Source organism: Streptomyces sp. NPDC048142 (genome assembly GCF_043202835.1).
Classification (GTDB): Bacteria; Actinomycetota; Actinomycetes; order Streptomycetales; family Streptomycetaceae; genus Streptomyces.
Genome location: NZ_JBIDBC010000003.1, coordinates 236,702 through 250,239, shown reverse-complemented (window position 1 = coordinate 250,239; position 13,538 = coordinate 236,702). Strand labels below are relative to the sequence as shown.

9 protein-coding genes and 1 pseudogene are annotated in these 13,538 nt (G+C 71.7%); 2 read left to right on the top strand and 8 right to left on the bottom strand.

The features are described from left to right. The 7 genes and pseudogenes from ACGF2Y_RS06030 to ACGF2Y_RS06000 form a co-directional block, all read right to left on the bottom strand. The gene (locus tag ACGF2Y_RS06030; RefSeq protein ID WP_392943483.1) at positions 1-1,293 is read right to left on the bottom strand and encodes an acyltransferase; all 1,293 of its coding nucleotides are present in this window, start codon (positions 1,291-1,293) and stop codon (positions 1-3) included. Next, entirely contained in the window at positions 1,290-2,519 is a 1,230-nt protein-coding gene (locus ACGF2Y_RS06025; RefSeq protein WP_392943482.1) for an alpha/beta hydrolase, read from the bottom strand. The genes ACGF2Y_RS06030 and ACGF2Y_RS06025 overlap by 4 nt, the downstream gene beginning before the upstream one ends. Positions 2,520-2,659: 140 nt before the next feature. After that, a complete protein-coding gene (locus ACGF2Y_RS06020) occupies positions 2,660-3,349 on the bottom strand; it encodes a response regulator (RefSeq protein WP_392943481.1) in 690 nt (229 codons plus the stop codon). Continuing rightward, positions 3,346-4,688: pseudogene (locus ACGF2Y_RS06015) on the bottom strand (sensor histidine kinase). The gene ACGF2Y_RS06020 and the pseudogene ACGF2Y_RS06015 overlap by 4 nt, the downstream one beginning before the upstream one ends. 147 nt (positions 4,689-4,835) lie before the next feature. Then, on the bottom strand, positions 4,836-5,819 hold the full coding sequence (locus ACGF2Y_RS06010; protein ID WP_392943480.1) for a DUF4429 domain-containing protein: 984 nt from the start codon (positions 5,817-5,819) through the stop codon (positions 4,836-4,838). Between the two features lie 86 nt (positions 5,820-5,905). Next, positions 5,906-7,114 carry an alpha/beta hydrolase gene (locus ACGF2Y_RS06005; RefSeq protein WP_392943479.1) on the bottom strand — a complete coding sequence of 403 codons (1,209 nt, stop codon included), beginning with the start codon at positions 7,112-7,114 and terminating at the stop codon, positions 5,906-5,908. 213 nt (positions 7,115-7,327) lie between these two features. Next, positions 7,328-8,011: a TetR/AcrR family transcriptional regulator gene (locus tag ACGF2Y_RS06000; RefSeq protein ID WP_392943478.1), complete on the bottom strand. Its 684-nt coding sequence runs from the start codon at positions 8,009-8,011 to the stop codon at positions 7,328-7,330. 128 nt (positions 8,012-8,139) lie between these two features. On the opposite strand from ACGF2Y_RS06000, the gene ACGF2Y_RS05995 reads away from it, so the two are divergent. Together ACGF2Y_RS05995 and ACGF2Y_RS05990 are read left to right on the top strand one after the other, a co-directional pair. Further along, a complete protein-coding gene (locus tag ACGF2Y_RS05995; RefSeq protein WP_392943477.1) occupies positions 8,140-9,759 on the top strand; it encodes an MFS transporter in 1,620 nt (539 codons plus the stop codon). A 283-nt stretch (positions 9,760-10,042) separates the two neighbouring features. After that, positions 10,043-10,441, top strand: coding sequence for a peptidase inhibitor family I36 protein (locus tag ACGF2Y_RS05990; RefSeq protein WP_392943476.1), 399 nt, complete (start codon positions 10,043-10,045; stop codon positions 10,439-10,441). Positions 10,442-10,621: 180 nt separating this feature from the next. Here ACGF2Y_RS05990 and aceE read toward each other — a convergent pair whose 3' ends face one another. Then, on the bottom strand, positions 10,622-13,354 hold the full coding sequence (aceE, locus tag ACGF2Y_RS05985; protein WP_392943475.1) for a pyruvate dehydrogenase (acetyl-transferring), homodimeric type: 2,733 nt from the start codon (positions 13,352-13,354) through the stop codon (positions 10,622-10,624). Positions 13,355-13,538: the final 184 nt, after the last annotated feature.

Genomic DNA, 13,538 nt, shown 5'->3' with positions numbered 1-13,538 from the left:
TCACGCCAGCCCCAGCGCGAACACCGCGAACCCCGCCGCGAGCAGCCCCGCCAGCGCGCGGCGGGCGTTCGCGGCGCGGGTGCCCGACTGCCACGGGGCCTCGAAGCGGCGCGCGTACCGGGCGATCAGCACCAGCAGCCCGGCGAACACCGGCAACCACGCGATCCGGGCGAGGATCCAGACCGCCGTGTCCGGCGCGGTCGTCAGCCCCGCCACCGCCGCGCCCGCCGCCCCCGCGAGCGAGGCCGGTACGGCGGCGGCCAGCATCGCTGTCTGGTGCCAGCACAGGATCGTCATCGCGGACAGGTTGATCACCACGACCGGCGCCCAGAGCAGCGGCGTGCGCAGCAGCCGCCCGAGCCGGTCGCGCACCAGGATCGCCGCCCCGCTCTGCGCCGCCGCCAGTGCCACCACCAGCAGCGACGGCGGATGCGAGTTCGTCCGCGCCTCGCCCGGCACGCCGACCATCGACGCCGGGTAGTGGAAGGCGAGCAGCAGCGCGGCGAACAGCACCCCGCCGCCGATCAGCAGCAGTTGGGCCCCCCGCTTCTGGATCCGGCCCTCGCCCCAGGACACGCCGAGCTGATACGCGAAGAGCCAACCGGGCAGGATGTTGAGTGCGCTCAGCCAGGACGGCATCGCCTCCGCGAAGGGCCCGTAGCGCAGGAAGTCCACCACCGCGACCGACGCCAGCAGCGGCAGCGCCGCCCAGCCGCCGAGCCGTCGCGCCAGCCGCACGCAGAGCGGGGTGAGGGCCGTGACCACGGTGTACACCCCGACGAACCAGAGCGGCTGGATCACCAGCGTCGATGCCGTACGCAGGGTGTCGCCGGGCACGCCCAGCGCGGACAGCGCGCAGAGCAGCACCGCCCACACGGCGCTCACCCCGAGCACCGGCCGGCCGAGGCGGGCCAGTCGGCCGCCCAGCCAGGCGGCCGTCGTCGAGGTCCGGCGGCGGTAGGAGAGCACCGAGGCGTACCCGCCGACCAGGAAGAAGATCCCCAGCATCTGGAGCACCCAGCTGACCGGCGCGAACCCCCCGAACGCCGAGAGCGGGCTCGCGTTGTGCAGGCCGTCGGCGTCGAGCCGGAACCCGCCGAGCATCCAGTGGCCGAGCGGCACGGCGAGCAGGGCCAGGGCCCGCAGGCCGTCGATCGCGCGGTCGCGGTGGGCGGGGGTGGAGGAGTCGATACGGGCGGCGAGCCGCCGGACGTCGTCCCGTACGGCGGTCCTCCGCGGGGGGTTCTCCGGTACGGCGGTCCTCCGCAGGGGATCCTTCCGTACGGCGTTCATCGGGCCGCGCCTTCCGGGGCGTCCGTGCCGGTCGCGGCTTCGAGGGCCTGCGTGCCTTCCGCGTCTGCCATTGCGGCTGCCTGCGCGGCTGTCGTCGTGGCTGCCTGCGCACCTGTCGTCCCGACCGCCTGCCCGCCTGTCGTCCCGACTGCCTGCGCGCCATCCGCGTCTGTCGTCCCGACCGCCTCCGCGTCGCCGCGCGCGATGGCGGCGAAGGCCCGCAGCGAGTCCGTCCCGGGCGCGAAGTAACCGGCGTGGCCCCGGGCCTCCTCCGCCGGTACGCGGCGGGCGCCGAACGCCGGGTCTGCCGGGTCCGCCCCGTGGCCGAGCCCCGCGAAGCGCACGTTCGGCACGTCGTCGATCCAGTCGGTCGGGTCCTTCGCCGCCCACACCCGGGCCTTCGTCCGCAGCGCGCCCACGTCGTCGGCCCGCATGCCGGGGGAGCCGAGGACCACCAGGTCGGTGGCGGGCAGGCGGTGCGCGGCCAGGCCGCAGACCACCGAGCCGTAGCTGTGGCAGAACACGGCGGGCTCGGGCAGCCCGTCCGCCGTCAGGCCCTCCGCGAACCGGGTCAGCCGCCCGGCGCCCGCCTCCGCGAGCCGCCCGGTCGCCGCGTCGACCCCGACGCCGACGGGGGTGGTGTACCCGGCCCAGGCGATGACGGCCGTCCGCGGACCCGCCTCCTCGTGCAGGGTTCTGGCCATCCCGGCGGGGGCTCCGTGGGCGGCCACCCTCCGGTCGAAGGTCCCGGCGTCGTTGTCGGACCCCGGCACCACCACCGAGACCCGTTCCGCCGCGCGCAGGTCCCCGAACACCTCGGCGACCAGGCCGCGCCCACGCGGATCGAACGCGAGGATCCGGCGTCCGGGAGCGGCCAGCGAGCGGTAGCGGGGGTCGTCGGCGGCGATCAGCGCGAGGGAGTTGGCGTGGTAACGCAGTTCCAGCGGCGCCCCGTCGAGATTCCCGACGACGGACGGATGCCGCAGCACCAGCAGTTGCCGCTCCTGGGTGCTCAACCCGGCGAAGAACTCCGCGATTTCGGTGGGCGTCGAGCGCTCCGGATCGGGCAGCTCCGCCCCCGGCGTCCCGTCCGCCCGCCACTGCGCGGTGCCCGGCGGCGGCCCGGTCAGCGCCTGCTGCGCATCTCCCGAAACCCAGCCCGCGGTCCCTGCCACCACACTGGTGGCCAGTGCGAACGCGACCACGGTCCTCGCGTATCGACGCATCGTGCCCTCCCTCTTTGGAGCCGCACCGGGCGGTGCGACCGGGAGGAAGGTAGGAAGAGGACGGGTGGCACGACGTCACACCGGAGGGCCAACTACGCGGTGATACCGGGGTAGGGGGTGGGCCAGGCCCTGGCCAAGGGCTACGCCCCCGCGTCCCCCGGCGTCACCAGACCCGACTCGTACGCGAAGATCACCGCCTGCGCCCGGTCCCGCAGGTCCAGCTTGGCCAGCACCCGCCCGATGTGCGTCTTGACGGTCTGCTCGGCCAGCACGAGGCGCCCCGCGATCTCCTGGTTCGACAGTCCCCGGGCGATCAGCTCCAGCACTTCGCTCTCGCGAGGGGTGAGCCCGTTCAACCGGAGCGCCTGGCCGCCGCGCGCCGCTCCCGAGGGCCGCTGCGCCGCGAAGTCCGCGATCAGCCGCCGGGTCACCGAGGGCGCGAGCAGCGCGTCCCCGGCGGCCACCACCCGTACCGCCGCGATCAGATCGGCGGGCGGGGCGTCCTTCAGCAGGAATCCGGACGCCCCGGCGCGCAGCGCCTCGTACACATAGTCGTCGACGTCGAACGTGGTGAGCATCAGGACCTTCGGCCGGTGCACCACGCCCACCGGCGGGTTCAACAGCTCGCGCGCGGCGGCCAGTCCGTCCATCTCCGGCATCCGGACGTCCATCAGGACGACGTCGGGATGCTGGCTGCGGCTGACGTCGACGCCCTGGCGGCCGTCCGCCGCCTCACCCACCACGTCGATGTCGCTCTGCGCCGACAGCAGCGCCGCGAACCCGGCCCGCACCATGGCCTGGTCGTCGACGATGATCACGCGGATGGTCACAGGTCCTCCGAAGGGGGTGGAACGGACGGCGGCTTGGCCGGGGGCAGCGGCATCCGGGCGGCCACCCGGAACCCGCCGTCGGGCAGCGGCCCGGTGTCCAGCGTGCCGCCGGTCAACCGTACGCGCTCCCGCATCCCCACCAGCCCGTGCCCGGTCCCGGCGCTCTCCAGCGGTGAAGCGGGCCTGGGCGCGGGCCCGTTGACCACCAGCACGTTCAGATGGCCCGCGGTCACCCGGACCGAGACCTGGGTGCGGGCCCCGGGCGCGTGCCGCACCACATTGGCCAGCGCCTCCTGCACGATCCGATACGCCGACAGATCCACCGCGGGCGGCACCTCGCCCAGGTCGGCTCCGAGCGACAGCTCCGCCGGCAGCCCGGCCCGTACCGTCGCCTCCACCAGCTGCTGGAGCCGGTCCAGACCCGGCTGCGGCGCCCGGTCGCCCTCGGTGCCGTCGCTGCGCAGCACCGACAGCAGCCGCCGCATCTCGCCGAGGGACTCCCGCGCGGCCGCCGCGATGGCCGTGAACTCCTCCTCGGCGGCCTTCGGCAGCCCATCGATCCGGTACGGCGCGGAATCGGCCTGCACGGTGATCACCGACATGTGGTGCGCGACCACGTCGTGCAGCTCACGGGCGATCCGGGTCCGCTCCTCCAGCAGCGTGCGCTGCGCCCGCTCCGCCTCACTGATCGTCTCCTGCTCGGCCAGCCGCCGGGTCGCCTCGCTGCGCTCCCGTACCGCCCCGCCGATCACCAGGACCACCGCGCCGAGGATCGGCAGCAGCAGAGCGCTGCCGGTGTCGCGGTCCGCCGGCGCGATCAGATGCAGCACAAGACCGGCCGCACCCGTCGCCACCCACACGGCGACCACCGTCCGCCGGGTCTCGCGCAGACCGAGTGCCAGCAGCAGGAAGAGGTACGCGACCAGCACCGGGGGGATCCACGGCCAGACGTCGTGCCGCTCGTCGGGGTACGCCAGCAGCACCAGCGCGCCCACGATGTCGGCCGCGAAGATGATCCACCACGCCTGGAGGGGCCGATGGGCCAGCATCAGCAGGGGGGCCGCCTGGGCCACCCCGAGCGCCCCGGCCAAGGCGCCGGGCACGCCGTACTGCGTGGTCAGGACGTTGATGGTGACCGGGATGAAGGTCGCGGTCAGCGCGAGCACCACGGCGTACGGCAGCAGCCGCTGCCACCGCTTGGGGGCTTCTGCCAGCAGTGGGGTGGACGGATGGGACGCGTGGGACAGCCCGTGGGCGAGCTCGCGCAGATTGCGGCGGGCGGCGCTCAGCAGGCCGTCGGCGGGCGGCGGGGCCCGGCGGGGGAGGAGGTAGTGGACATGGCCCGGTCAGCCTAGGCAGACCGGGGGGCCGAGGACGTCATACCGGGGTTCCGACCCTCGGCCGGCTCGCCTCATACCCCGGTACGGGGTGCCCTGGTACGGGACGCCCGGTACGGGGTGCCCTGGCACGGGATGTTGGGTACGGGTCACAGCTCCGCGAGCAGTTGGGCCTTCTTCGCGGTGTACTCGGCGTCCGTCACCAGCCCGGCCCGATGCAGCTCGCCGAGGTGGTGTATCCGCTCGGCGATGTCCGCCGGATCGCGCCGCCCGGCGTTCACCAGGACCGGGGCGGAGACGGCGGGCGCCGGCTGGGTCCTGCGTACGGACTCCAGGACGGCGGCGGCGAAGGGCAGCGACTCGTGCACCGGCCCGTAGCCCAGGCCGAACAGCACGGCCGCCGGATCCTGGTCCGCGCCGGCGGGCGGGGGCCCGGCGGGGTCGGCGGGGTCGGCGGGCCGGGCGGCCGGTATGCCGCCGTCCGCGGATGCGGCACCGCCGGGGCCGTGCAGATCGCCCAGGCTGCCGCCGGCGCGGTGGTCGACCGGGGCCGCCGCGCGGGGCACCAGACGCAGATAACCGTCCAGCGCCTCGGGCGAGCGCCACACGATTCCGGCCAGTTCGCTCACGCGGAAGGTCTGGTCGCCGGCCTTCCACTTGGCGCTGGACGCCCCGGTCCAGGACCACCGGAAGGAGATCCGCTCGCCGTCGAAGCTGGCCCGGCCGTCGTACGCCTTGAAGTTCATCGGGGCCTCGGGGGCCGCCACCAGGAAGCGGTCGGCCCGCTCGCCGGACGCCGGGTCCAGCAGGGCCCGCAGCTCCTCCGCGTAGTACTCGGCGAGCACCTCCCGCTCCGCCGGAAGCACTAGACGATACGGGTCGCACCCCTCCTTGAGCTGCCCGGAGGCAGCCTCCACCAGGGGATCGGCACCCGGTCGCGGCACGGCACGCAGGACCACCGTGCTCCGCTTGCCCGGGGTCAGCGTCACCGACGACAGCGCCGCATACGGGATGCGGCGTTCCCGCAGGCTCTGGAAGAGCTTCGGTGTGCGGATACCCCGTTCGAAGCGGATGAGCACGGAGTCGGTGTCGAACTCCCAGGTGGCATGAATTCCGGCCAGCACATCACCCATGTGCCTCATCGTATGCGGCACAGTCGCCCGCGTCCCCCCTCGGAGTAAGTCCCCATTAATCCGCCCGACACGATCTTCTACGCGCGTCAGCCGTCCCGCTCGCCGGAAATACCGCTGTGGCATGCGCTGTCGGCACTCGCGCAGCTGACCGATCCGTACGCTCCGACGCCGATCGCGGCGAAGTTGTCCAGGCTCTCGGTGCCCGGTTCGAAGTAGCCGCTGTGCCCGGCGGCCCCGGCCGCCGAGACGATCCGCGCGCCGAAGGCCGGGTCGACCGGGTCGGCCCCGTGACCGATCCCGCCGAACTCCAGATGCGGTACGTCCTCGATCCAGTCGTCCCCGTCCCGCGTCGCCCAGATCCGGGCGCCGGTCTCCAACTGCCCGGCGTTGGCGGCCCGCATGCCGGGGCTCCCCGCGACCGCGATGTCGGCCACCCGGTCGGGGGCCCGGTGCGCGGCCACCCCGCACACCACGGAGCCGTAGCTGTGGCAGAACAGCGAGACGCTCGACGCGCCGGGCAGCGCGCCGACCATCGCGTTCAGCCGGACCGCACCGTCCGCCGCGAGCCCGCCCAGCGCCGCGTCCATGCCGAGACCGGCCGGGGCGGTGTAGTCGGCCCACGCGATGACGGCCGTACGAGTGCCCGGGGAGGCCGAGCGCTCCGCCCCGTACAGGGACTTGGCCATACCGACGGGGGCCGAGTTCGCGCGCTTGCCGCGCTCCAGGGTCAGCAGATGCGTGTCGACACCCGGGACGACCACGGAGACCCGGGCGGCCCGGTCGAGATTCCCGAACACCTCGGCCGCACGGCCCTTCCCGGACGGATCGAAGGCCAGGATCTGGCGCTTGCCCGCGAGCATCGACCGGAACCGGCCGAGCCGCGCCTTCGCCTCACCGCGCCCGTCCGGCGAGAGTTTCTCGTCGCGCGCCCGTACCTTCTCCACGGCCACGGACTGTCTGAGGGCCACCCGGTTGGCGTGGTAGCGCAGTGTCACCGGTGCGCCGTTCAGATTCCCCACCACCGACGGGTACGTGTCCGCGAGCGCGATCCGCTGCCCCGAGGTGAGCGTGGCGAAGAAGTGCGCCAACCGGTAGGCGGGGGAGTCGGCGTCCGGCAGCGAGCGGCCCGCTATGCGGTCCCGCGCCCAGGAGGCGAGTGCCAGCTCGCGCGGCCCGTCAGGGCGCTGATCACGGACGGCGCTCCAGCCCGTCGTCGCCAGCATCACGAACACCACCGTTACGGCGAGCAGTGCGCGCCATGCGGTCAATGTCGGGGAGGAGTCGAAAGAAGTCACTGCGCCACACCCTAGGAGACGCGTGCGGGCCACCGTGATGCGGGTGACGTACATCACCCGTCCGCGAAGGATTCACCCCGGATTTCTCACACAGGGTCACCGCTGCCCCGGGAGTGCGCTATTCCTGGCACCGGTCCCGGGCTTCCCGACGCCGGTCCCGGGCTTCCTGGCACCGCTCCCGGGCTCCCGGCGCCGGTCCTGGGCTTCCCGACGTCAGTCCTGGGATTCCTGGCGCGCGTCCCGGGATTCGTGACGCCAGTCCTGGGCGAGGGCCGGGACGAGCTGGTCGAGATACTCCTCGGTCAGATCGCGCAGCGCCTCCACGCTCGGGTCGAGCCCCTGGCCCCACAGCTGGCCGGTCACCCGCATCACCCCGGAGAACGCGGCGACGGCCACCCGTGGCCGGGGGTCCCGCTCCACGTCGAGCCCCTCGCGCTCCGCGATCAGCCGGGCGATCTCGTCCTCCAGGGCGATCCCGCGCCGCATATGGGCGGCGAGCAGGGAGGGAGTCGACTCGATCATCTGATAGGTCCGCATATGGAGATCGACGGTGACAGCCTCCTCGATCGCCTCGCCGATGCTGTTCCACGCGCACAGCACCGCCCGGCGCATGGCCTCGAAGGGCGCTTCGCCCGCAGGGCGCCGGCGCAGCTCCTCGATGAAGCGGGACTCGACCACCTCCTGGACGGCGAAGGCCGTCTCCTCCTTGTTCGCGAAGTAGCGGAAGAAGGTGCGCTGGGAGACCTCCACGGCGTCGACGATCTCGTCGACGGTGGTGCGTTCGTACCCCTGGGTGGTGAACAGTTCGAGGGCGGCGCGCAGCAAGGCGTCACGGGTGCGCTGTTTCTTGCGTTCGCGCAGTCCGGCTCGGGGCTCGACTGCTTGCCCGTCGGTCACGTACCGGCCCCTCTTTTCCTGTATTTGTCCAGCTCAGCATACCTGCGCGCTGGGTGTGAGCTACGTGACAGTTACTGACTTGTGAATTTGGTTTGTCAACTGTCAGCGGCTGTCACTAGTCTCGCCGTATGACTAGTCAGACCACCGTCGAGAAGGCGCCGCGGGAGCCCGGGGACAACGCGGCACCCGCCCCGGTCAAGGGGCTGCGCGGCCACCCCTGGCTGACCCTGTTCGCCGTCGCCATCGGCGTGATGATGGTCGCCCTCGACGGCACCATCGTCGCCATCGCTAACCCCGCGATCCAGAAGGACCTCGGCGCCTCGCTCGCTGACGTCCAGTGGATCACCAACGGCTATCTGCTCGCCCTCGCCGTCGCCCTGATCACCGCGGGCAAGCTGGGCGACCGCTTCGGCCATCGCCAGACCTTCCTCATCGGTATCGCGGGCTTCGCCCTCGCCTCCGGTGCGATCGGTCTCTCCAGCGAGATCTCGCTGGTCGTTCTCTTCCGCGTGCTCCAGGGCCTCTTCGGAGCCCTGCTGATGCCGGCCGCGCTCGGCCTGCTGCGCGCCACCTTCCCCGCCGAGAAGCTGAACATGGCGATCGGCATCTGGGGCATGGTCATCGGAGCGTCCACCGCGGGCGGTCCGATCGTCGGCGGTCTGCTCGTCGAGCACGTCAGCTGGCAGTCGGTCTTCTTCATCAACGTGCCGGTCGGCGTCGTCGCGCTCATCTTCGGCCTGGTGATCCTCAAGGACCACCGCGCCGCCAACGCGCCGCGCTCCTTCGACATCCTCGGCATCGTGCTGCTCTCCGGCGCGATGTTCTCCCTCATCTGGGGCATCATCAAGGCCGGTGAGTCCTGGGGCTGGGGCGACGGCCGGACCTGGGCGTGGCTGGGCTTCGCGATCCTGCTCTTCCTCGCCTTCGGCCTGTGGGAGACCAAGGTCAAGGAACCGCTCGTCCCGCTGGGGATGTTCCGCTCCGTCCCGTTGACGGCCGGGGTCGTCCTCATGATGCTGATGGCCTTCGCCTTCATGGGCGGCCTCTTCTTCGTGACGTTCTTCCTCCAGGGCGTCCACGGCCTCAGCCCGGTCGACAGCGGACTGCATCTGCTGCCGCTGACCGCCATGATGATCGTCTCCTCGCCGGTCGCCGGCCTGCTGATCACCAAGTTCGGCCCCCGCGTCCCGCTGGTCGGCGGCATGGTCTGCACGGCCACCGCGATGTTCGGCATGACCACGCTCAGCGATTCCACCGGCACCTTCGCGATGTCGCTCTGGTTCGCCCTGCTCGGCTGCGGTCTCGCCCCGGTCATGGTCGGCGCCACCGAGGTCATCGTCGGCAACGCGCCCATGGAGCTCTCCGGCGTGGCCGGCGGCCTCCAGCAGGCCGCCATGCAGGTCGGCGGCGCGCTCGGCACCGCCGTTCTCGGCGCGGTCATGTCCGCCAGGGTCAGTGCCGAATTCGCGGACAACTGGGCGGGCGCGGGCCTGCCCGGCGCGCCCGACCCGAAGCTGGAGCAGGCCGCCGAGTTCGGCATGGTCCCGGCGGATGAGCTCGCCAAGGCCCCCGGCATGACGCCGGACGTCATCGAGCGCATCGGCGGGGTCATCCACGACACCTTCATGTCCGGAATGGGCCTGGCCTTCACGGTCGCCGGAGTCGTCGGAGTGATCGCCGCCTTCGTCGCCACCCTCACCAAGCGCGGCGAGAACGCCGAGGCGGGTGCCGGAGCCGGCCACATCTGACGCCCGAAGCGGCGCGGGCCGTCAGCACGGCGAGGCCGTCAGCACGGCGAGGCCGTCAACGCAGCGCAGGTCGTCAGTACGGCGCGCAGGCTGTCAGTACGGCGCAGGTCGTCAACACAGTGCAGGTCAGAGCCCCGCCGAATCCTTTCGGCGGGGCTCTCGCCTATCAGGGTGGAGCGACCCGGCACCCTCTTCCGCACGTCGGCCCGATGACTCAGGGTGAGCGGCAGAAGAACCGCACCAACCACGGAAGAACCGCACCAACCACGGGGGTTGATCCATCATGCGTACGACCGTTCTCGCCGCGGCCGCCCTGGCCGTCACCGCGCTCGTTCCCCAGGCCCAGGCCCAGGCCCATGACCGGGCGGCAGCGGCTTCCGAGCGGTCCCCGGGCGTCGGCCTCGGGACCTGTGAGGCGGGCATGCTCTGCCTCTGGAAGAAGCCCGACTTCACCGGGACCCGCCACACCTTCGAGCTCTCCGGCGTCGACATCGAGAGCTGCACCCCGCTGCCGAAGGGCGGCGACGCCCAGTCCCTCGCCAACCGCACCGGACGGCCCGTCACCACCTACCAGTCCGCCGAGTGCGCGGAGACGGGGGAGTTCGAGACGTACCCCGGCGGCGGCACCTGGACGCCCCGGTCCCCGTACCAGGTACGCGCCTTCAAGATCTGGGAGAACTGAGCCCCGGACGTGCAGGATCCCGGACGTGCAGGATCCCGGACACGCCTGGAGCGGCGGAAACGCCGGGGCGGAAACGGCCCGGAGGGGCGGCGACGCTCCCGCGCCACCGCCCCTCCGGGCTTGCTTCCGCCCCGCCGGGCTGTTTCCGCCCCGCCGGGCCGTTTCGTTTCCTGCCTGCGGCTACGCGTCGCCGCCCGCAGCGCCCGGATCGGCCGCGGCCACGTCCAGCAGCTCGTAGCGGTCCACCGCCGTCTTCAGGGCCGACCGGTCGATCTTGCCCTCCTTGGCCAGCTCGGTGAGGACCGCCAGCACGATCGACTGCGCGTCGATGTGGAAGAACCGGCGGGCCGCACCCCGGGTGTCCGCGAAACCGAAGCCGTCCGCGCCCAGCGACTGGTAGGCGCCCGGCACCCAGCGCGCGATCTGGTCCGGAACCGAACGCATCCAGTCCGAGACCGCCACGAACGGGCCCTGGGCCGCTTCGAGCTTCCTGGTCACATACGGGACGCGCTGCTCCTCCTCCGGGTGCAGGAGGTTGTGGCGCTCCACGTCCACCGCCTCGCGGCGCAGCTCGTTCCAGGAGGTCGCCGACCAGACGTCCGCCTTGACGTTCCACTCGTCCGCGAGGATCCTCTGCGCCTCCATGGCCCAGGGGACCGCCACACCGGACGCCATGATCTGGGCCGGGATCTCGCCCTTCTCACCGGTGCTGAAGCGGTGGATGCCCTTGAGGATGCCCTCGACGTCCACGTCCTCCGGCTCGGCCGGGTGCTGGATCGGCTCGTTGTAGACGGTGAGGTAGTAGAAGACGTCCTCGTTGGCCTCGCCGTACATCCGGCGCAGCCCGTCCTTCATGATGTGCGCGATCTCGAACCCGTACGCCGGGTCGTACGCGACACAGCCCGGGTTCGTCGAGGCGAGCAGCTGCGAGTGGCCGTCCGCGTGCTGGAGGCCCTCACCCGTCAGCGTCGTGCGGCCGGCGGTCGCGCCCAGCACGAAGCCGCGCGCGAGCTGGTCGGCCATCTGCCAGAACTGGTCGCCGGTGCGCTGGAACCCGAACATCGAGTAGAAGACGTACACCGGGATCAGCGGCTCGCCGTGCGTGGCGTACGCCGAGCCGGCCGCGATCAGCGAGGCCGTGCAGCCCGCCTCGGAGATGCCGTCGTGCAGCATCTGGCCTGTCGGGGACTCCTTGTACGCGAGCAGAAGATCCCGGTCGACCGCCTCGTACTGCTGGCCAAGGGGGTTGTAGATCTTCGCACTCGGGAAGAACGCGTCCATGCCGAAGGTGCGGTACTCGTCGGGGGCGATCAGCACGAAGCGCTTGCCGATCTCCTTGTCCCGCATGAGGTCCTTCAGGATGCGGACGAACGCCATGGTGGTGGCGATCGACTGCGTGCCCGAGCCTTTCTTCGCGGCCGCGTACGTCTTTTCCTCGGGCTGCGGAAGCGGCTTCGCACGCACCACCCGGGTCGGGACGTAACCGCCCAGACCCTGGCGGCGGTCGTGCATGTACTGGATCTCCTCCGAGTCGCGGCCCGGGTGGTAGTAGGGCGGGTAGCCCTCGTCCAGCTGCTTGTCCGTGATCGGGATGTGCAGCCGGTCCCGGAAGCGCTTGAGGTCCTGGACCGTGAGCTTCTTCATCTGGTGGGTCGCGTTGCGGCCCTCGAAGTTCGGCCCCAGGGTCCAGCCCTTGACCGTCTGCGCCAGGATGACCGTCGGCTGGCCCTTGTGCGCCTTGGCCGCCGCGTAGGCCGCGTAGACCTTGCGGTGGTCGTGACCGCCGCGGCCCAGGTGCAGGATCTGCTGGTCGGACATGTCCTTGACCATGTCCCGCAGCCGCGGGTCGTCGCCGAAGAAGTGGTCGCGGATGTACGCGCCCGTCTCCGTGGCGTACGTCTGGAACTGGCCGTCCGGCGTGGTGTTCAGCTTGTTGACCAGGATGCCCGTGCGGTCCTGCGCCAGCAGCGGGTCCCAGGAGCGGTCCCAGACCAGCTTGATGACGTTCCAGCCGGCGCCCCGGAACTGCGACTCCAGCTCCTGGATGATCTTGCCGTTGCCGCGCACCGGGCCGTCGAGCCGCTGGAGGTTGCAGTTGACCACGAAGGTCAGGTTGTCCAGGCCCTCACGGGCCGCGATGGACAGCTGGCCCAGCGACTCCGGCTCGTCCATCTCGCCGTCGCCCAGATAGGCCCAGACGTGCGACGTGGAGGTGTCGGCGATACCGCGCGCCTCCATGTAGCGGTTCATCCGCGCCTGGTAGATCGCGCCGAGCGGGCCGAGGCCCATCGAGACGGTCGGGAACTCCCAGAAGTCCGGCATCAGCCGCGGGTGCGGATAGCTGGACAGCCCGTTCGGGGCCTTCGACTTCTCCTGGCGGAACGCGTCGAGCTGCGCCTCGCTCAGCCGGTCCAGCAGGAACGCGCGGGCGTAGATCCCCGGGGACGCGTGCCCCTGGAAGAAGATCTGGTCGCCGCCGTCGCCCTGGTCCTTGCCCCGGAAGAAGTGGTTGAAGCCCACGTCGTACAGCGAGGCGGACGACGCGAAGGTCGCGATGTGGCCGCCGACGCCGATCCCGGGACGCTGCGCCCGCGAGACCATCACGGCGGCGTTCCAGCGGGTCGCGTTGAGGACCTTGCGTTCGATCTCCTCGTCGCCGGGGAAGAACGGCTCGTCCTTCGTGGCGATCGTGTTCACGTAGTCCGTGCTGCGCATCTCCGGCACGGCGACGCGCTTCTCCCGCGCGCGCTCGATGAGCCGGAGCATCAGGTAGCGGGCCCGCTCACGGCCGCGCTCGTCGACGGCGGCGTCGAGGGAGTCGAGCCATTCCCGGGTTTCCTCGGGATCGAAGTCCGGGACCTGGCTCGGAAGGCCGCCAATGATGATCGGGTTGCGATCGGATCCGGAAGCCACACTGTTCCTTCGCTGTTCGGTGGTGCTCTACGGGGCCTGTTCCGAGGGAGGGAACCCCCGGACCACTGTGTCAACTCTGTGTGCGCCGCCTCCATCGTGCTACCGCGAAGGCCGGAACGTCATCTCTACCGTGGGGTAACCCCGAGGTTCCGAAAAGTCGTCCCCGGGGCACGAGTATGGGCAG